Annotated in this window: 16 protein-coding genes and 1 pseudogene; 10 read left to right on the plus strand and 7 right to left on the minus strand. The window is 73.3% G+C overall.

Annotated elements, in window-relative coordinates; genetic code table 11:
* Positions 1–2 precede the first annotated feature (2 nt).
* Complete coding sequence (locus C8046_RS09810; RefSeq protein WP_109229284.1) at positions 3–968, plus strand: hypothetical protein; 966 nt, start codon at positions 3–5, stop codon at positions 966–968.
* 12 nt (positions 969–980) lie between these two features.
* Here the strand turns inward: C8046_RS09810 and C8046_RS09815 are convergent, their stop codons facing one another.
* The 4 genes from C8046_RS09815 to C8046_RS09830 all read right to left on the minus strand — a co-directional run bounded on the left by C8046_RS09815 (position 981) and on the right by C8046_RS09830 (position 7,146).
* The gene (locus tag C8046_RS09815) at positions 981–2,831 is read right to left on the minus strand and encodes a hypothetical protein (RefSeq protein ID WP_109229285.1); all 1,851 of its coding nucleotides are present in this window, start codon (positions 2,829–2,831) and stop codon (positions 981–983) included.
* Positions 2,832–2,878: 47 nt separating this feature from the next.
* Positions 2,879–4,666, minus strand: a complete 1,788-nt coding sequence (locus C8046_RS09820; protein WP_109229286.1) for a PQQ-binding-like beta-propeller repeat protein — start codon at positions 4,664–4,666, stop codon at positions 2,879–2,881.
* Positions 4,667–4,704: 38 nt separating this feature from the next.
* Positions 4,705–6,180 (minus strand): hypothetical protein, encoded by a 1,476-nt coding sequence (locus C8046_RS09825; protein WP_109229287.1) that lies wholly within the window; start codon positions 6,178–6,180, stop codon positions 4,705–4,707.
* Between the two features lie 72 nt (positions 6,181–6,252).
* The gene (locus tag C8046_RS09830; RefSeq protein ID WP_109229288.1) at positions 6,253–7,146 is read right to left on the minus strand and encodes a hypothetical protein; all 894 of its coding nucleotides are present in this window, start codon (positions 7,144–7,146) and stop codon (positions 6,253–6,255) included.
* Positions 7,147–7,273: 127 nt separating this feature from the next.
* Between C8046_RS09830 and C8046_RS19740 the strand changes: the two are divergent.
* The 6 genes and pseudogenes from C8046_RS19740 (at position 7,274) to mnhG (ending at position 14,095) form a co-directional block, all read left to right on the plus strand.
* Positions 7,274–10,386 (plus strand): annotated as a pseudogene (locus C8046_RS19740) (Na+/H+ antiporter subunit A).
* Positions 10,383–10,886: a Na(+)/H(+) antiporter subunit C gene (locus C8046_RS09845; protein ID WP_109229291.1), complete on the plus strand. Its 504-nt coding sequence runs from the start codon at positions 10,383–10,385 to the stop codon at positions 10,884–10,886. Before C8046_RS19740 ends, C8046_RS09845 begins: the two are co-directional and overlap by 4 nt.
* A complete protein-coding gene (locus C8046_RS09850) occupies positions 10,883–12,439 on the plus strand; it encodes a Na+/H+ antiporter subunit D (RefSeq protein WP_109229292.1) in 1,557 nt (518 codons plus the stop codon). Before C8046_RS09845 ends, C8046_RS09850 begins: the two co-directional genes overlap by 4 nt.
* Positions 12,436–13,149: a Na+/H+ antiporter subunit E gene (locus C8046_RS09855; RefSeq protein ID WP_109229293.1), complete on the plus strand. Its 714-nt coding sequence runs from the start codon at positions 12,436–12,438 to the stop codon at positions 13,147–13,149. The genes C8046_RS09850 and C8046_RS09855 overlap by 4 nt, the downstream gene beginning before the upstream one ends.
* Positions 13,146–13,505, plus strand: coding sequence for a monovalent cation/H+ antiporter complex subunit F (locus C8046_RS09860; protein ID WP_235866271.1), 360 nt, complete (start codon positions 13,146–13,148; stop codon positions 13,503–13,505). The genes C8046_RS09855 and C8046_RS09860 overlap by 4 nt, the downstream gene beginning before the upstream one ends.
* Positions 13,502–14,095: a monovalent cation/H(+) antiporter subunit G gene (gene mnhG / locus C8046_RS19985; RefSeq protein WP_199224431.1), complete on the plus strand. Its 594-nt coding sequence runs from the start codon at positions 13,502–13,504 to the stop codon at positions 14,093–14,095. Before C8046_RS09860 ends, mnhG begins: the two co-directional genes overlap by 4 nt.
* 148 nt (positions 14,096–14,243) lie before the next feature.
* Here mnhG and C8046_RS09870 read toward each other — a convergent pair whose 3' ends face one another.
* The gene (locus C8046_RS09870; RefSeq protein WP_109229294.1) at positions 14,244–14,489 is read right to left on the minus strand and encodes a DUF4235 domain-containing protein; all 246 of its coding nucleotides are present in this window, start codon (positions 14,487–14,489) and stop codon (positions 14,244–14,246) included.
* A 124-nt stretch (positions 14,490–14,613) separates the two neighbouring features.
* On the opposite strand from C8046_RS09870, the gene C8046_RS09875 reads away from it, so the two are divergent.
* A complete protein-coding gene (locus C8046_RS09875; RefSeq protein ID WP_109229295.1) occupies positions 14,614–15,231 on the plus strand; it encodes a TetR/AcrR family transcriptional regulator in 618 nt (205 codons plus the stop codon).
* 156 nt (positions 15,232–15,387) lie between these two features.
* Here C8046_RS09875 and C8046_RS09880 read toward each other — a convergent pair whose 3' ends face one another.
* Together C8046_RS09880 and C8046_RS09885 are read right to left on the minus strand one after the other, a co-directional pair.
* Positions 15,388–16,248 (minus strand): ABC transporter permease, encoded by an 861-nt coding sequence (locus tag C8046_RS09880; protein ID WP_109229296.1) that lies wholly within the window; start codon positions 16,246–16,248, stop codon positions 15,388–15,390.
* A complete protein-coding gene (locus C8046_RS09885) occupies positions 16,245–17,288 on the minus strand; it encodes an ABC transporter ATP-binding protein (RefSeq protein ID WP_109229297.1) in 1,044 nt (347 codons plus the stop codon). The genes C8046_RS09880 and C8046_RS09885 overlap by 4 nt, the downstream gene beginning before the upstream one ends.
* A gap of 100 nt (positions 17,289–17,388) precedes the next feature.
* Between C8046_RS09885 and C8046_RS09890 the strand changes: the two genes are divergently transcribed.
* Complete coding sequence (locus C8046_RS09890) at positions 17,389–18,237, plus strand: TetR/AcrR family transcriptional regulator (RefSeq protein WP_158277188.1); 849 nt, start codon at positions 17,389–17,391, stop codon at positions 18,235–18,237.
* 174 nt (positions 18,238–18,411) lie between these two features.
* Positions 18,412–19,467, plus strand: coding sequence for an LLM class flavin-dependent oxidoreductase (locus tag C8046_RS09895; protein ID WP_109229299.1), 1,056 nt, complete (start codon positions 18,412–18,414; stop codon positions 19,465–19,467).
* Positions 19,468–19,729 lie beyond the last annotated feature (262 nt).

Below are 19,729 nucleotides of genomic sequence, written 5' to 3' on the forward strand. Positions count from 1 at the left end.
CCGTGGGCCCGGTTCACGACGGCGACGCGGCGCTCGACGGGCTCCCCGGGCTCCCCGGGCTCCCGCGCCTCGCCCCCACGGTCGCCGTCCACCACCACCTCCTCCTGCTGGCCGACGACGTCGAGCCGGAGGAGGTCGAGACCCTCGTGACCTCGCTCGTGGTCGGCGCCCGCTGGACCACCACCGTCTCGGCGAGCATGCCGGGCGTGCTCGACCTGCTCCCCGACGCCGACCGCCACTCCCGCGCGACCCTCACCGGTCCGTGGAGCATCGACGCGGCGCGGGACGCGCTGGGGCTCCCGGACTGGGCGAGCACGGCGTTCGTCGTCGACGTCGATCCCGAGCGCTCCCCCGCGGCTCCGCCGCACCCCGGCGGGTACGGTCCGCTGCTGGACGCCTTCGGCCCGCACCACCCCGAGGGCCTCGAGCGCCAGGTGCTCGACGTCGCGCACGCGTGCGCCCGTCGGCTCGCCGGCGCGCTGCGGGTCACCTCGGGCGCCGTCGTCGAGCCGGACCCGGCCTCCGCCGTCGACCTCGCGGTTCACGCCCCGCTGTGGCTGGACCCGGACGCCCTCGCCCACGTGCTCGAGGGCGCGCTGCCGGGGATCGAGCTGCTGCCGGGCGCCGAGGCCGTGCACGCCGAGGGCCACCACCTCGACGGCTACGGCGCGACCTGGCACGACGGCGAGGCCGGCGACCACGTCGTCGTCGAGGTGGAGGCGGCGGAGGTGCTGGCCCCGGCCCTGCGCACCGCGGCGTGGACCGCCGGCGGCGTCATCACCTACCACCTGCGCTGGCTCGACGGCGATCGCACGCCGAGCGGCCGCGCCGGGCTGCGACGGCGCGACCGGGCTCGAGCCTCGCTCGAGGCGGCGGCGCTGGCGCTCCGGGACGCCGTCGGCGGCATCGTGCTCGACGAGGACGGCTTCGTCGTCGCCCCGGAGCAGCTCCGGGACCCGGCGGGCTGACGCCCGCTCCGCCTACGGCAGCTCGACCCGCTGGAGGAGGAACAGCTCCTCCATCAGCAGCCCGCCGTCCACGACGGCGGCCGGTCGGCCGGTGAGGGTGACGCTCCCGAGCACGTCGCCCGTCGCGGCGTCGAGAACGGCCCTCGAGCCCTCGTTGTCCAGGTCGACGAGCACGCGGTCGCCCGCCACGACGACCGTGGGGTACTGCGCGGCGTCGATCGCCGTGGTCCACAGCAGCTGGGACGTGGCCGGGTCGACCACCGAGATGGTCACGACCGTCGGCTCGTCCCAGTCGTCCCGCTCCTCCTGGGTGTAGATCACCGGGACGGCCTGCGTCCCGGCGAGGGTCACCGAGTCCGGCGTCACCAGGATCTCGGGGCCGGGGACACCCGTCGTCGGGTCCACGACGCGGTACAGCGACTCGTACCCGTCGTCCGTGGAGCGGTAGTCGGACGCGAGGAGCAGCGGCACCCGCTCGTAGAGCCCGGTCCGCAGGGACAGGTCGTCGTTCGTCCAGAGGACCTCGCCCGTCGGCGTGAGCGCGGAGGCGCCGGAGTCGTCCCTGGCCTCGCAGACGTAGGCGTCCGCGAGCACCGCCCCCGACCAGCACTCCGCGATGTCCGTGACACCGGTCGGGTCGAGCGCGACCACGCCGCTGGGGAGCGTCAGCACCGCACCGTCCCCGACGCCGACGAGATCGGTCGACCACCCCAGCTCGTACTCGCCCTCGTACTCCTCGACGAACCGCTCGGCGAGGTCCGCGGGGAGGTCGTCGAGGTCGTCGCGCCAGCGCAGCAGCCCCTGGTCGGTGTACCAGGTCAGCGAGGTGTCGCCGGTGGCGAGGTCGGGGGTGTCGAGGGTGACGACGCCGCCCGGCGTGGTGGCGATCAGCGCCACCTCGTCGGTCACGCGCCAGCGGGTCACCTCCTCGCCCGTGGCGACGTTGAGCGTCACGATGCTCGGGTCGCCGTCGAGGAGGCCGGCGCACGTGAGCAGGTCGCTGCCGCGACCGAGCGCGCCGTCGACGGGCGCGCACCTCGCCCGATCGACGTCGAGCAGATCCTTCGCGGATCCGTCCTCGAGCGAGAATGCGCGGAGCACGGTGGGCTCCAGCTCCTGCCACGGGTCGGGGCCGAACCGGCCGACTGCCCAGTCCCCGACGACGACGAGGCTCTGGTTCGGCTCCGCGCCCGCCCGGAGGCCGTGCATCGGGTCCGAGACGAGGAGCGAGTCGTTCTCCACGTCGACGGACCACAGGACGTCGGAGACCGCGGCGGGGACGGAGACCGGCGCGGCGGACGGCGACGAGGACGAGCCTCCCGTCGAGGTCGCCTCCTCGTCCGCCCCGTCCCTGGCCATGTTCGAGCCGACGACGACGGCGACGGCGACGACCGCGACGGCCGCGCCCACCAGCAGGGACGGGCGCTGCTTGCGCGGCGGCGCCACCGGGGGCGTCGAGCCCGTGGCGGTGTACGCGTACGGCTGCCTGCCGGTCCCACCGGGCGGGGTGACACCGGGCGGCGTCGTGCCCGTGCCGCCTGTCCCCGGCGCCGTGCCGTACAGGGCGGGGCCGCCGCGCTGCTGGCGCTTGCGTCCGCGGCGTCCCGGGGCCTGGGGTGCGCGCGCACCCGGCTGCGCGCCCGGGGGCGGCGTCGACCAGGACGGCGGCGCGTTCCACGCCGGGGCCGGCGGCACCGGGGCGGGCGTGCTGGGCGCGGCGGGCGGCCCTGAGGTGGCGGGCGGCGCGGCGGGGGTGGCGGGTGCGGAGGCCGGCGGCACGGCGGCCCCCGGCTGGAACCCGGGCAGTCCACCGGTGAAGTCGTACGCCGGAGGGAGCTCGACGTCGTCATCCGGATCAGGCACGATCCGAGACTACGACGACGGCGGTGCTCGCCGGGGATCGGGGGCGCTCAGCCGAGGTCGACGCGCCGGATCTCGAAGAGCTCGTGCACGAGTGCGCCGCCCGGCACGACGGCGGCGAACGAGCCGCTCCCGGTGAGCAGCCCGAGTACGTCCCCCGTCCTCACGTCGAGCACCACCCACTCGCGGAACGTCCGCGCGACCAGCACCCGGTCCTCCGTGACGAGCACGCGGGGGTGCCGCTCCGTCTCGACGGGCGTGGTCCAGGCGATCGTCCCCGTCGCGGGGTCGAGCACCGAGACCTCCGTCGTGGCGACCTCGTCGGACGTCGCGGAGCCGGGGCGAGCCGTCAGGACCGGGACGGCCGCCGTGCCGTCGACGTCGACCGGGTCCGGGCCACGCAGGATCTCGGGTCCGGCCCGACCCGTGACGGGGTCGAGGATCCGGTAGGACCGGTCCGTGAAGCTGTTGTCGAGGTACTCCTGGGTGAGGAGGATCGGGGCTCTCGTGCGCAGCGTCGACCGCAGGTCGACGTCCTCGCTCTCCCACAGGAGCGCGCCGGACGGCGCGATCCCGCGCGTCACCCCGGTCTCCAGGTCCGAGCAGACGGCGGAGCCCGCCAGGACGGTGCCCCACCGGCAGTCTCCCGACGCGGTGACCCCGCTCTCGTCCACGACGGCCAGCGCGGATCCGGCGACCAGGGCGGCGCCGTCCCCCACCGCCACGAGCTCGGTGGTGTACGCGAGCCGCCAGCCGTCGTCGCGCTGGTGGACGATCTCCTCGCGGACCGCGTCGGGGAGATCCTCGAGGTCGTCGCTCCAGCGCTGGGTGCCGTCCGCGGCGTACCACCGCAGCGCCGTCGCCCCGGTCTCGCCGTCGACCCTGTCCAGGACGACGTACCCGTCCGTCGTCGCGGTCATCAGGTCGACCGGGCTCCGGAGCGGGAACCGCTCGACCTCCGCCCCCGTGGCGACGTCGAGGGTCACCATCGCGGTCGTCCCGCCGATGCCGCCGGCGCACGCGAGCAGGCCGCCGCCCCGCCCGAGATCCTCCGGGACGGCGACGCATCGCGGACGATCCATCGTGACGAGGTCGCTCGCGTCGCCGTCGGCGAGATCGAACGCGCGGACGGTCGCCGGCGTCGTCTCGTCCCACGGGTCCTCGGTGAAGCGTCCGACCACCCGGTCCCCCACCGCCAGGAGGGCGTCGTCGGGGACGGCGTAGTCGGTGGAGCCGTCCATCCCGTCGTCGACGAGGAGGGCGGCGCTCTCGACGTCGTGCGACCACAGGACGCTGCCCGTGCTCGGCAGCTCGGGCAGCGCGACGCCGCCGCTCCCGCCCTCGTTCCCGACGTTGTTGGCGACGAGGACCACCGCCACCGTGACCCCGACCGCCGCGCCGACCAGGCGGTAGGGGCGCTGCTTGCGGGGAGGCGGGGGCGAGGGGCGCGACGGCGGAGGCGTGGGCGACGTGGTGCCGGTCGGGCCGGCGGAGGTGGTCGGGGCGGCGGCGCCGCGGCGGCGCGTCGACGCGGGGGGCGTGCCACCGGGGGCCGTCACGCCCGGGGGTGTGCCGTACAGCGCGGGGCCGCTCGAGCGCCGGTTCCGCCGCTTCGGGGGACGCCCGGGCGGGACCTGGCCGGGCGACGGGTCCGGCGTGGTCGACGGTGGCGGGGTCGGCGGCGTCGCCGGTGGCGGGGTGGACGGTGACGCGACGACCGGGGGAACGGGAGCGGCGGGCGGGATCCGCGGCGTCGCGGGCGGGGTCGTGGTGAATCCGGGAAGACCGACGGAGAAGTCGTACGCGGGCGGGAGCTCGACGTCGTCCGGTTCGGCCACCTCTCGAGACTACGACGAGCTCTGGGGCCCGTGCCCGCTCAGCCGAGCGCGATCCTCGACATCCGGCCGCCCAGCGACGCGAGCAGCACGTCCCCCGAGGTCGTCAGCGTGCCCGAGATGGAGACGACCGCGACCTCCTTGCCCGTCTCGGCCGACAGAACCGTCCACTCCGGCCACGTCCGCTGGACCAGCACGTGCGAGTCCGTCACGACCGTCTCGGCAGACCAGTACGCCTGGATCGTCGTGGTCCACCGCTCCTGCCCCGTGACGGGGTCGAGGGCGACCAGCGTCCGCGGGACCCCGTTCTCTCCCGAGTCGCCGTCCGTCTGGAGGAGCGGAACCGTGGGCGTGCCGACGACGTCGACGCGATCGGCGCCGGTCAGCAGCGCCGGGCCGACCTCACCCGTCGCGGGATCGACCCAGCCGACGGCGCCCGTCTCCCAGTTCTCGGAGACGAGGACGTCCGGCCGCGGCCGGATCGGCACCTCGCGCAGCCGCAGGTCCGGCTGGCTCCACAGCACCTCGCCCGCGCGCTCGAGCCTCGTGCCCTCCCAGGTGGTGCAGGCGACGGCGTCGCCCACGACACCGGCGAACCGGCAGTCCTCCCGGGTGGTCCAGCCGTTCTCGTCGAGCACGAGAGTCGAGCTCGACGACGTCACGACGACCTGGTCGCCGACGTCGACGAAGTCCGCGTACGGCGACGGGCTCGTGGTCCCGTCGCGCTCGAACAGCAGCTCCTCGCCCAGACCGTCCGTCCGGACGTCGGCCTCCCACCGGAGCGTGCCGTCCAGGTCGTACCAGCGCAGACCCGATCCGGCGTCGGGATGGTCGAGCACCACGAGGCCGGTCGCGCTCGCGTGGACGGCGATCGCCGTGGCGGGCACCTCCCACTGCAGGTCGGTGCGGCCGGTGCGCAGGTCGAGGATCTCCACCAGGCCGGCGTCGCCGTTCCCGGTCCCGTCGACAGCGCGGCTGACGCACGCCAGCTGCCGCGGGTCCGCGCCGGCACCGGTGCGCGGAACCGCCTCGCAGCGCACGTCGACCAGGTCCCGGCTCCACTCCAGCGCGCCGTCGTCGAGGTCGTAGGACTCGAGCGTGACCTCCTGCGCACCCATCTCGTTCGCGTCCGGCGGGCCGACCCGCCACAGGGCGTGGTCGCCGACGACGGTCACGGGCTCGTCCCACCAGCGTCCCAGACCGTCGAGGGGCTCCTCCAGGGGCTCGAGGGCGCTACGGGAGGGGACCTGCCAGGCGACGTCACCGAGCGCCGGGGTCGTCGACCCACCGGTCGGGCCGTCACCCCCGGTGTAGACCAGACCACCGACCACGGCGGCGACGGCGACCGCGACCCCCGCGATCAGGCCACCGTTCCGCCTCGGCCGCGGCGCCGGGGTCCCGGGGCGGCCCGGCCCACCAGCGCCACCGCGCCCGCTCCCGCCCGACGCGCCGAACTCCGGCATCCCACCGGGGAAGTCGTACGACGGCGGCGCCTGGTCACCCGGGTTCGTGCTCATGATCGCGACGCTAGCGCCCCGGCCCGCACGGGTGGGAGTCCGATCGCCGACCCTGCCACCCGGGGCCCGGCCTCAGCCCGCGACCCGCGCGATGTGCCGCGCGACCACCGGGTCGGCCAGGTAGTACTCGATGGCGTGCCGCCCGTCGTCGGGGTTGACCACGCCCGGCTCCTCGACCACGTCGCCCGCGGGCAGCAGACCGCCCACCAGGCCACCGATCGCGACGGCGTCGCGTGCGTCACGCGCGTTCACCCACGACCGCACGGGCGTCGGCATCCGCCGCGTCTCCAGACGACCGAGCGCCTGGATCACGGGCTGCCACGCCAGGGGCGCCCCCATCGTGAGGAGGAGCGGCACGTCCCAGGACTCCGCCGCCGGGTGCGCGCGGAGCACGTGGTAGGCGATGACGGCCCCGAGCGAGTGACCCAGCACCACCACGGGGCCACCGGTCGGCGCGGCCTGCGCGACGCCGTCGTCGATCATCTGGCGCAGCCGCGCATCGGTGAGGTAGCCGAAGCACTCGCGGGCGACGAAGGCGACCGTCGCCCCGGACATGCCGGGCACGTAGCGGTCGACGGCGGCCAGCACCGTCCGAACCCGGCCCCAGTCCTCCGAACCCGACCCGGTGTCGGCGGATCCGGTGACCGCCTCGAGCTGCTCGGGCGTGAACGCGAAAGACTCCCCGACGGCGGCGACGACGTCCCGGACGAACTCGCGCTCGTCCACCGGGAGGTCGCCGCGCAGGGAGACCCGCTCCGCCTCGGCACGCGCCACACCGCCGACCAGATGCTTGAGATTGCCCCCGTACCAGGGGAGCCGGACGTCCTCGTCCGTGAAGGGCGCCTCGATGCCCGCGGCGTCGAATCCGCTGCGCAGCGCGACCACCCACTGCTGCTTCATCTCGACGGGTCCGAACAACGGGCGGCTCCGTCCGTGCACCAGAAGAATGTTCACCATGGTGTCCACCTCTCGTCCTTGAGGCCACCATGGTGCCACGTCGCCCCTGACGTGGTCAGCCCTTGGCAAGTACTTGAATGGTGCACGGTAGGATGGTCAACGATCCCCGGCCGCCCTCCGACCTGACGGGACCGCGATGCTCCAGATCCTCCTGCTGCACGTCGCGGCAGCGTTGGTGGCGCCCCTCCTCCTGAACCGCTGGGGGCGGCGCATGTTCGCCGTGCTCGGCCTCGCCCCGGCGAGCGCCGCCGTGTGGGCGCTCACCCACACGAGCGAGGTGATGGCGGGGAATCCCGTCGTCGAGACCTACCGCTGGGTGCCCGAGCTCGACCTCGAGATCACCTTCCGGCTCGACACCCTGTCGTGGTTCATGGTGCTCATCGTCGGTGCGGTCGGCGCCCTCGTGCTCGCCTACTGCGCCTGGTACTTCGCCGCCGCCGCGAGCGGCAAGGGCCGCTTCGGAGGCGTCTTCGTCGCCTTCGCCGGCGCCATGCTCGGGCTGGTCGCGACCGACTCGACGCTCATGCTCTACCTGTTCTGGGAGCTGACCACGGTCTTCTCCTACCTGCTCATCGGTCACTACAGCGATCGCAAGGTCTCCCGCCGCGCCGCCATGCAGGCGATCATCGTCACCACCTTCGGCGGCCTCGCGATGCTCGGCGGGATCATCGTGCTCGGGCAGGTCGAGGGCGGGTCGTACTCCCTGCACGAGCTCGTGACGGCCCCGCCCGCGATGACGACGCTGACCTCCGTCGGCATCATCTGCGTGCTCGTGGGCGCCGTGAGCAAGTCGGCCCTCATCCCGTTCCACTTCTGGCTCCCCGCCGCGATGGCCGCCCCGACACCGGTGAGCGCCTACCTGCACGCGGCCGCGATGGTGAAGGCCGGCGTCTACCTCGTCGCCCGCCTCGCCCCGGGTTCTCCACGTGGGCGTCGTGGGAGTGGCCGCTCCTCATCCTCGCGGGCGCCACGATGCTGCTCGGCGGCTACCGCGCGCTGCGGCAGTGGGACCTCAAGCTCGTCCTCGCCTACGGCACCGTCAGCCAGCTCGGCCTGCTGATCATGCTGGTGGGCCAGAGCGACCGCGCCGTCGCCCTCGCCGGCATCGCGATGATCGGCAGCCACGCGATGTTCAAGGCCACGCTGTTCCTCACCGTCGGCATCGTGGACGCCGCGACCGGTACCCGCGACATCCACCAGCTCTCCAACCTCCGGCGGTCGATGCCGTTCCTGTCGGTCGTCGCCGGGCTCGCCATCGCCTCCATGATCGGGATCGCGCCGCTGGCCGGGTACGTGGCCAAGGAGGCCGCACTCGAGGGGCTCGTCCACGAGGGCGGACCGCGCAGCACCGCCCTGCTGGTGGTCCTGGTGCTCGGCTCGGTCCTCACCGTCGCGTACGGCCTGCGGTTCTGGTGGGGCGCGTTCTCCCGCAAGCACGGGCTCGAGGACACCCCCACGGACCGCGAGGCCTGGCAGATGTTCGTCTCGCCGACGGTCCTCGCCGTCGCCGGCCTCGCGACGGGTCTGGTCCCGGCGCTGGGCGAGCGTCTGCTCGCACCGTTCGCCGACACCTACCCCACGGGCGACGCGGGTCACCTCACGCTGTGGGGCGGCTTCGGCCTCCCGCTGTACCTGACGATCGGTATCCTCGTCGGCGGCGCCGCGCTGTTCTGGTGGCGCGGCCGCGACTCCGGGCTCCAGCGCCGCGCGAGCTTCGCGTTCGACGCCGAGGAGACCTACCGCCGCTTCATGCGCCTGCTCGACCGCGGCGCCGGTTTCGTCACGTCCCTCACCCAGCGCGGTTCGCTGCCGTTCTACCTGACCGTGATCCTGCTCGTGGCCGTCCTGGCGTCCTCGACAGCGATGCTGACCGGCGACGACGTCCGGCTCGGCGACGTCCGGGCCTGGGACTCCCCGGCCCAGCTCGCCGTCGGCGCCGTCGTGATCTTCGGCGCGATCGCCGCCGCCCGCGCCCGCCGCCGCCTCAAGGCCGTGCTGCTCATGGGCATCTCGGGCTACGGCGTCGCCGTCCTCTACGAGCTCCACGGGGCGCCCGACCTGGCGCTGACGCAGGTGCTCGTCGAGACCGTGACCCTCGTGGTGTTCATGCTCGTGCTGCGTCGCCTGCCGACCTACTTCTCCAACCGTCCGCTCGCCGACAGCCGCTGGCTGCGCGCGGCGCTGGGCACCGCCGTCGGGCTGGTGGTCAGCCTCCTGGCGATCATCGCCGTCAACGCCCGCACCGCCACCCCCGTCTCGGTGAACTTCCCGGACGAGGCGTACGACTACGGCTACGGCAGGAACATCGTCAACGTCACGCTGGTCGACATCCGCGCCTGGGACACCATGGGCGAGATCTCGGTGCTCCTCGTGGCCGCCACCGGCGTCGCGTCGCTGGTCTTCCTCCGGGTGCGGACGGCACGCGTCGAGCGGGCCTCCGACCTCGCGGGCGAGCGGCTCGGCGGCATCTGGACCGAGGGCGCCGCCGGCGGCGACAGCCTCGTCCACCTGCAGCGCAAGGGCATGCCGCACCGCGCGGGCCGTCCGTCCAACCCGGGCGGGGCCGAGCACGCCGCGACCGGGGAGCGCCACGACAACACCGACCCGGATCCCCGCGCCCGCTCGATGACGGCCCGCTGGGTCGACTCGACCACGAACGCGCTGCGCAACCAGCGCTGGATCTCGGCCGGCGCCACGCTCGCGCCGCAGCGACGCTCGGTGATCCTCGAGATCGCCACGCGCCTGCTCTTCCACACGATGGTCGTCTTCTCCGTCTTCCTGCTCTTCTCCGGCCACAACGCCCCCGGCGGCGGGTTCGCCGGTGGCCTGGTGGCCGGCGTCGCCCTCGTCCTGCGCTACCTCGCGGGCGGCCGGTACGAGCTGGGCGAGGCGGCACCGGTCAACGCCGGGATCCTGCTCGGCTCGGGGCTGTTCCTGTCCGCGGGCGCCGGCGTCGTGCCGATGCTGTTCGGGGGGACGGTGCTGCAGTCGGCCGTCCTGGAGCTCGACGGCGGACCGCTCGGCGAGATCAAGTTCGTCACGACCGTGTTCTTCGACATCGGCGTCTACCTGGTGGTCATCGGCCTCGTGCTCGACGTGCTCCGCACGCTCGGCTCCGAGATCGACCGCCAGGGCGAGGCCGAGGGCTACGTCGCCCGCGAGATCAGCCACGACGACTCCGACCCGGACGAGGACGACGACGCGATGGTGGCCGCCGAGAACGGTTCGACCGCGGGAGGGGCTCGATGATCGTCGACGTCACCACGCCGAGCATCGTGCTCGTCGTCGTCATGGGGGTGCTGGTCGCCACCGGTGTGTACCTGCTCCTGGAGCGCAGCCTCACCCGCGTGCTCATCGGCGTCGCCCTCGTCGGCAACGGCGTCAACCTGCTCATCCTCACGATGGGGGGTGCCGCCGGGGCGCCGCCGCTGGTCGGGGCGTCCGGGGAGCCGATGAGCGACCCGCTCCCGCAGGCGCTCGTGCTCACCGCGATCGTCATCACGCTGGGCTTCACCGCGTTCATCCTCGCGATGGCCTACCGCTCCTGGCAGCTGCACGGTCACGACGAGGTCCAGGACGACGTCGAGGACCGCCGGATCGCCCGCCGGGCGGAACGCGGCGAGCTGGACGCCCGGTCCGACGAGGCCGCCGCCAACGCGGCCCTCGAGGCCGCCCAGGTCCGCGACGAGACCGAGGACGACGTGGAGAACCTGCACCGCAACGGACCGACCGAAGGAGGGAAGCGATGAGCTGGCTCGCCCCGCTTCCCGTCGTCGTCCCGCTGATCTGCGCGGGGCTCGCGCTCACCCAGGCCCGCCGCCCGCGCGTGCAGGCGATCATCTCGCTCGCCGCGCTGTCGGTCGTGCTCGTCGTGGCCGTGATGCTCATGGTCCAGGCGAACAGCGGACCGCTGGTCGTCAACGTCGGAGGCTGGGCCGCCCCCGTCGGGATCGCCCTCGTGGTCGACCGCCTGTCGGCCCTCATGCTCGTCGTCTCGAGCGTCGTGCTGCTGGGCGTGCTGTCCTACTCCATCGGGCAACGCGCCTCCGACGTGGAGTCCGACGACGACGAGACCCCGGTCTCCGTCTTCCACCCCACCTACCTCGTGCTCGCCGCGGGGGTCGCGAACGCCTTCATCTCGGGCGACCTGTTCAACATCTACGTGGCGTTCGAGATCGTGCTCGGCGCGAGCTTCGTGCTCATCACCCTGGGCGCCACCGGCGACCGCATCCGAGCCGGGACGATCTACGTGATCGTCTCCCTGCTCTCCTCGGTGCTCTTCCTCGTCGCGATCGCGCTGATCTACGGCGCCACCGGCACGCTCAACCTCGCGCAGCTCGGCGAGCGGCTGCCGGAGCTCTCCTCCGGCACCCAGCTGACGCTCCAGGTGATGCTGCTGCTCGCCTTCGCCATCAAGGCGGCGATCTTCCCTCTCTCGGCCTGGCTGCCCGACTCCTACCCCACGGCGCCCGCACCCGTCACGGCGGTGTTCGCCGGCCTGCTGACCAAGGTCGGCGTCTACGCGATCATCCGCACGCAGGTGCTGCTGTTCCCGGGCGGTGCGCTCGACGACGTCCTGCTGTGGCTCGCGCTCCTGACGATGGTGGTCGGCATCCTCGGCGCCGTCGCGCAGGACGACCTGAAACGTCTGCTGTCCTTCACCCTGGTCAGCCACATCGGTTACATGATCTTCGGCATCGCGGTGTCCTCGCAGGTCGGGCTCGCGGCGACGATCTTCTACGTCGCGCACCACATCACCGTCCAGACGGCGCTGTTCCTCGTCACGGGACTGATCGAGCAGCGGGGTGGCACGACGTCGCTCGCCAAGCTCGGTGGGCTGGCCAAGATCGCCCCGGCGCTGGCGATCATCTTCTTCGTCCCCGCGATGAACCTCGCGGGCATCCCGCCGCTGTCGGGCTTCCTCGGCAAGGTCGGGCTCCTGCAGGCCGGTGTCGACCTCGGCACCCCGCTGGGGTACGCGGTCGTCGCGGCCGGCCTCCTGACCTCGCTGCTCACGCTCTACGCGATCATCAAGGCCTGGAACAAGGCGTTCTGGCAGACGGCGCCCGCGTCGCTCCCCGAGGTCCGCACCCCCAAGGGGATGTTCGGCCCGGCGGCCGCGATCGTCGCCGCCAGCTGCGCGATCACCTTCCTCGCCGGCCCGCTGTACACCTACGCCGACAACGCCGCCGACGACCTGCGCGCCCGATCGCCCTACATCGACGCGGTGCTGGTCGACGGCGAGCGCGGTGACGGACAGTCCAACGACGCCACGACCCAGACCGAGGGAGGCGAGGGATGACCGACCCGACCCCCACGACCGCGGCCGCTGCGCCGTCGTCGGGCACCCCGGCGCCTCGGGGTCTCGCCGAGACCCCGGCGGCCACCGTGCCGTCGTCCGGCACCGCTCCGGGCGCCACGAAGCGCGGCCGGCCGTCGGTCCCGGCGGTCCTCTGGCTGACCCTCGTGTGGATCCTGCTGTGGGGCGACCTGACGTGGGCCAACCTGCTCGGCGGGGTCATCGTGGCGTACCTGGTCGCCGCGTTCCTGCCGCTGCCGCGCGTGCCGTTCGCGGGCCGACCCTCGCCGGTCGGCGTGCTGCGGCTGCTCGGCCACCTCGCCGTCGACATCCTCGTCGCGAGCGTGCACGTCGCCTGGGTGGCGATCCGGTTCGGGCGACCCCCGCGCAGCGGCGTCATCCACGTCGAGCTGCGGTCGCGGTCCGACCTGTACCTGACGCTGACGGCCGACCTGTGCTCGCTGGTGCCCGGCTCGATCATCGTCGAGGCGCACCGTGCGACGAGCACGCTCTACGTGCACGTGCTCGACCTGCAGGGGGACGACGCCGTCGACCACGCCCGCAGCGTCGTGCTCGAGCAGGAGGCCCGGGTGCTCTACGCGCTCGCCTCCGCCGAGGAGATCAGCCAGGCCGGTCTGCCGCCGCGCCGCCTCGGTGGCGCGTCCCGCTCCGGCCGCGCGACCGTCCCGACCACCAAGGAGGAGCAGTCGTGAGCCTCGCCGTCGTCATCGCGTGCTCCGTGATGCTCGGGATCGGGGCCGTCTGCGCCCTGGTCCGGGCCGAGCGGGGCCCCAGCATGCTCGACCGGGTCGTGGCCGTCGACGTCGTGGTCGCCACGGTGCTCGGCTCCGTCGCCCTCGTCTCCGCGTGGACCCTGCGCTCCGACCTCGTGCCGGTGCTCGTGGTGCTCGCGCTCGTCGGGTTCATCGGCTCGGTCACGGTCGCGCGGTTCGCCGCCGCCGACCGGGACGAGGAGAAGCGCATCCTCACCCGCGAGGAGGCCAAGGCCGAACGGGAGGCCCGTCGTCGGGCCGAGCTCGAGGAGTCGGGAACGGAGGAGGGCTCGTGATCGCCGAGGGGAGCGTCCTGGACACGGTTCTGCACGTCCTGTCGGCGATCATGCTGCTGGCGGGATCGTTCCTCGCGATGGTCGCGGGGATCGGCATCGCCCGCTTCCCCGACCTGCTGTCGCGCATGCACGCCGCGACGAAGCCGCAGGTGCTCGGGCTGGCGATGCTCATGACGGGCCTCGCGCTCGAGATCCGCACCGGCGCGGTGATCTGGACGCTGGTGCTGGTCGTGGTCTTCCAGCTCATCACCGCACCCGTGTCGGCCCACATGGTCGGGCGCGCGGGCTACCGGACCTCGCAGGTCCAGCGAGACTCGCTGGTGGTCGACGAGCTGACCGACGACCTCGCACTGCTGGAGCGGCTGGCGGCCGAGCACGGGAAGCCTGCGGCGGCGACGGCGCCGGAGGCGACGGAGCACCTCGAGGCGGAGGCGGACTCAGCCGCCGAGGAGGCCGGGCCGGCCGCCGTCGAGGCGCACCGCGACGAGGCCTCGGCGACGGGCGCCTCGTTCGAGGGCGAGATCCTGCGGACGCGGAGCACCGACGACCACGAGGAGTCCCCCGACGAGGCGGCGTCCCACAAGGACTGACGAGGCCTTTCGGGTGTGGTCGCGAGGCCGTTCGGGTGTGGTCGCGAGGCCGTTCGGGCGTGGTCGCGAGGCCTTTCGGGTGTGGTCGCGAGGCCTTTCGGGTGTGGTCGCGAGGCCGTTCGGGCGTGGTCGCGGCCCGCGGGCCGACTCAGTCGGCGCGCTTGGCGATGTAGCGGGTGACCGCGCGCGTGGTGCCGGCGCGAGCGAGGGCGGCCAGCGCGCCGGAGACGGCGGCGAACATCACGAGCTCGCGGACCGTGGCGTCGTCCTCCTGCGACGGCGGGCGATGGCCGGTGACGCGGCGCCACACGAGGTCCAGCGCCTTGGTGGCGGCGAACCCGGCGGCCATGACGGCCAGGGTGGTCACGATCTTCTGATTGCTCGACGAGCTCACGGCGTCCTCCTCGGACCAACGGGTCTTCTGAGCCTAGTTGCTGCGTGGATGCACTCGGCGGTGTCGGATCTATCACATTCTGACGAGCGTGACCGTCCCGTCAGATACGTGCGAGAATTGGGGAATGCCGAAGATCATCGGAGCCACGCTCGCCGAGCACCGGGCCCAGGTCCGCCTGCGCCTCTTCGGTGCGCTCTCGGCCCTGATGGAGCGCGAGGGCTTCGACGCGATCACGTTGGCCGACATCGCCGGCGAGGCGGGTGTGGGTCGCACGGCGGTCTACAACCACTTCCCCGACAAGGAGTCGCTGCTCCTCGGGTTCATCGAGAACGAGACGACGTCGTACATCGGCGCCCTCGAGGAGTCGCTGGCGGGCATCGAGGACCCGGTCGAGCAGCTGCGCACCTACGTGCAGCAGCAGATCCGCCTGAAGCGGGTCTACCACCTGGCTCCCGGCCCGGACCTGCGGACCGTCGTCTCCCGCAACACGATGCTGCGACTGCGCGAGCACATCTCGCAGATCGAGGCCCCGCTGCGCCGCATCCTCATCCAGGGCATCGGCACCGGACGCTTCCCGCGTCAGGACCTCGACGCCGTCGTCCCGCTGATCAACTCCTGCCTCAACGCCCGGCACGTGCCCGAGGACGGGCCGCGCCGCGACCGCGCGATCGAGGAGACGGTGGCGTTCGTGATGCGCGCCGTCGGCGTCGACCCGAGCGTGGCGGTCCGCCGCACCGCCTGACCGAGGTCCGCCTCAAGCCCGGCGGGGCACGCCCCGGTCGCCGACGGACCACAACGGCCTCGCGAACGCACGCGAAGGGCCTCGCGAAAGGGCCCGAACGGCCTCGCCGACGGACCGCAACGGCCTCGCGAATGTCGGAACGTGCCCCCGCGGGGCTCAGCGCGTCGCTCGGCGGATCGCCGAGACCCCCACCCAGAGCCCGACGGCGAGCGTCCCCAGCGCGGCGACGAAGCCCCAGACCACGTCTGCCGTCATCTGCCCGGAGAAGAGCGCCCGCTCCCCGTTGACGAGGTACGTGATCGGGTTGAAGCGCGAGGCCACGCGCATCCACTCGGGTCCGGACTCCAGCGGCAGCATCATGCCGGCGAGCAGCAGGAGCGGGAACGTGACCGACTGCTGCACGGTCCAGAACAGCCACTCCCGGTTCTTCGACGCCAGCCCCAGCGCGTACGAGAGCGATCCGAGACCGATGCCGAAGATCCCGAGCATGACGAGCCCGAGCAGCACGCCCAACGGGTGGATCGTGAACCCGAACGGCACCGCTGCGATCGTGAGGATCAGCGCCTGCAGCACCAGCGGCACGAACTCCTTCAGCGCCCGACCCACGATGATCGACGCCCGCGACAGCGGCGAGGCGAGGATCCGCTCGTAGCTTCCCATCTGCATCTCGAAGAGCAGGTTCGAGCCGGTCATCCCTGTGCCGAACAGCGCGATCATCACCAGGAGCCCCGGCAGGAACCACTGGATGGTCGAGGATCCGGCGGCCTCGGCGCCCGGGCCGGCCATGGCCCCGCCGACCAGCCCCGAGAGCAGCGGCGCGAACAGCACCAGGAACACGATCGGCTGCCCGAGCGCGAACACCTGCGAGAACGGGTCGCGCAGCGTCAGGCGCAGCTCGCGCCAGGCCACGGCCCACGTGTCGTGGAGGAACCGCGCGACCGGGTTGGTCGGCAGCTCGGAGACGAACCGGGACGACGGCGTCGACGCGCCGCTCGCCGTCGTGGTCGCGGCGCTCATGCCGCACCTCCCACGCCGCCACCGGGACCACCGGCGGCGGCCGCCATCGCCTCGACGGCAGCCGCGTCGTCGCCCGACTCCGACTCCTCGCGCAGCGAGCGACCGGTCAGGGCGAGGAACACGTCGTCGAGCGTCGCCTCGGCGATCGAGGCAGCCGTAGGTCGCGCCCCGGCACGCTCGAGCTCGTGCAGAAGCACGGGGAACAGGGCCGGACCGTCGTCGAGATCGAGCCTGACCTTCCCGTCCGCCTCGGGGTCCGCGATCCGCTCGGCGAACCGCGAGTCCCCGCGAAGGACGTCGGCAGCGCGGCGGGCGGCCTCGCCGTCGGGGTAGGTCAGGGTGACGACGTCGGACGCGTGCGTGTGGCGCAGCGCCGTCGGGGTGTCGTCGGCGATGATCGCCCCCTGGTCGATGACGACGACGCGCTCGGCCATCCGGTCGGCCTCCTCGAGGTAGTGGGTGGTGAGCACGAGGGTCATCCCGAACTCGTGGCGCATCCGCTGGACGTGCTCCCAGAGATTGGCGCGGCTCGCCGGGTCCATGCCGGTGCTGGGCTCGTCGAGGAACAGCAGCGGCGGGCGGTTGAGCAGCCCCATCGCGACGTCGAGACGACGTCGCTGGCCGCCCGAGAGCGTGTTGACGGTGCGCTTCTCGACGCCGACGAGGTCGAGCGCGGCGAGCAGGTCGCTCGCGCGCTTGCGGCCCTCGGCTGCCGGGACGCCGTAGAACTGCGCCTGGCTGGCGAGCTCGTCGGCAACCCGGAAGTAGTGGCCGGCGCTGTTGCCCTGGCCGATGTAGCCGATCGTCTGCCGCACCCTGTCGGGATGCGCGACGACGTCGTAGCCCGCCACCTGCGCACTGCCGGCGGTGGGGGCGAGGAGCCCGGTGAGCATCTTGAGCGTCGTGGACTTGCCGGCTCCGTTGGGGCCGAGGATGGCGACGAGCTCGCCGTCGCCGACCGTGAGGTCGATGCCGCGGACGGCCTCGACCACGGACTTCTTCCTGGTGAAGGTCTTCGTGAGACCCGAGGTGGTGATCATCTGACTCCGTACGTCGTACCGTAAACCGGATGCGATTAGCATACGACGTACGGGAAGGGGCGGTAGCCCCTCCCGGCGACCGATGAGGAAGGGTGGGGTGATGACCCAGGAACGCGTGGCGGCCGACGCGACCGCAGGCGACGTCACCGTCGGGGAACCGTCCGGCCTGGCCGAGCAGCTCACCGAGCACGCCGAGGCCATCGGCCTCGAGGCTGTCGTCCCGACCCCCGAGCAGGAGCGCAGGCTCGCACTGCTGTGGGCTCCGCAGGAGCCGAGCACGCGGGGCCGCCCGGCCCGCTTCACGCTGGACGAGGTCGTGACGGCGGGAGTCGCCGTCGCCGACGCCGAGGGGCTGGCCGGCGTGACGATGCGTCGCGTGGCCAGGGAGGTGGGCGCCGGGGCCATGAGCCTGTACACCTACGTCCCTGGCCGAGACGAGCTCCTGGACCTGATGATCGACGCGGCCTACGCCGAGCTCGACCTGCCCGACGGCGACGGCAGCTGGCGCGACGGGCTGATCCGGTACGCGGACTCGTTCCTCTCCCTGTACTCGCGCCACCCCTGGCTGCTCGACCTGAACCAGTGGCGCCTCCCGCTCGCCCCGCACGTGCTCGACGCCGAGGAGGCCGGACTCCGTGTGCTCGCTGCGACGCCGCTCGAGCCGGCCCAGGTGGTGGGGATCCGCGACCTGCTGGAGACGTTCGTCCACGGGCTCGCGCGCGAGAGCGCGAAGGAGCGGCGCGACGGTGCCGATACCGGTATCAACCAGGACGACTACTGGAGCTCGCAGAGCCACTTCTGGGAGACGTACTTCGACACTGAGCGGTACCCGACGATGACGCGGATGTGGCTGTCCGGCGCGTTCGAGACGGACCGGTCGGGGACCGAGAAGGCGATCGAGCCGCTGCTGGAGGCCGTCGAGCGGGCGATCGCCGCCGTCGAGCGCTGACGGCGCCGTCCGTTCCGGATCGAGTGGCGCGTTCGGCGCGCTTCACCGTCCCGATCCGCGCGAGACACGCCAGTCGCCGGGCCCGGCGCGACGCCCGCGGCGACCGGGCGCCCGACTGGCGAGACTGGCCGGGCCGGCACGTCCCCCGGCGGCCCCGTCTCCTACCGTCCGATCATGACCACCCACCCCCTCCAGCTCGGCATCCTCTCCTTCACCTCCTACCTCGAGGACGGCGTCAGCGCGCAGGCCTCGCTCGAGGACGGCATCGCCCTCGTCCAGCACGCCGAGGCCCTCGGCCTCGACGGCGCGTGGCTGCGCGTGCGCCACTTCGAGCGCGCGCTCACGGGCGTCTTCCCCTACCTCGCCGCGCTCGCGCGCGAGACGTCGCGGCTGCGGCTCGGCACCGCCGTCGTCCCGCTCGCGGGCGAGAGCCCGGTGCGTCTGGCGGAGGACGCCGCGACCGTCGACCTGCTCGCCGGCGGCCGCCTCGAGCTCGGCGTCAGCAGCGGCATCCTCGGCGGCAACCCCGCCCTGGCCGACGCGATCACCACCACGTACGGCCACGGCCCGACGGTCGACGGCGAGCCTCGGGCCGCGTGGGTCCTGCGCCGGTTCCTGCTGGGGATCTCGGGCGAGGAGCTCGCCCCGGTCCCGGACGACGTGCGCCTGCAGTTCACGCACGCCGGCGAGGGCCTGCGCATCTACCCGCACTCCCCGCGTCTGCCGGAGCGCATCTGGTGCGGCTCCGGCACGGTCGCGAGCGCCGAGCGGGCGGCCCGTCTCGGACTCAACCTGCAGCTCTCGACGATCAACACCGAGACGCACGCCGCCGGCGTCGCGATCCAGCAGGCCGAGACCCTCGAGGCCTACCACGCGGCGCTCGACACAACCCCGCTCGGGCTGGCCGACCCGCGTCCGCGCGAGGTCTCCATCAGCCGCTACGTCCTCCCGTGGACCAGCGAGCGCGAGCGCACGGATCTGCTCGCGGCCGCCGAGCGCCACATCCCCGGGGTCACCGAGCGGTTCGGCGAGGGGTGGAAGGTGGGGTCGGTGGACGACGTCGTCGAGCAGCTCGCGAGCGATCCCGCCCTGGTCCGCGGCCAGGAGCTGTTCCCGACCACGCTGCTGGCGAACCTGCCCTCGCAGCTGGGCCCGGAGCTGACCCAGCGGCTGGTCGAGGTGCTGGCCACGGAGGTCGCGCCGCAGCTCGGCTGGACGCCGGCGGGCTGACCCCGCGACCGCCCGCCGGGCCACGTCATTCGCGAGGCCCTTCCGGCGCACCCGCGAGGCCCTTCCGGCGCACCCGCGAGGCCCTTCCCGCGCACCCGCGAGGCCCTTCCGGCCCACCCGCGAGGCCCTTCCCGCGCACCCGCGAGGCCCTTCCGGTTGCGACGCAACCCGAAGGGCCTCGCGATGGGACCCGAAGGGCCTCGCCACCGGACACGAAGGGCCTCGCCACCGGACCCGAAGGGCCTCGCGAACGACCCGAAGG

This window comes from Serinibacter arcticus, from assembly GCF_003121705.1.
In the GTDB taxonomy this organism is placed as follows: Bacteria; Actinomycetota; Actinomycetes; order Actinomycetales; family Beutenbergiaceae; genus Litorihabitans.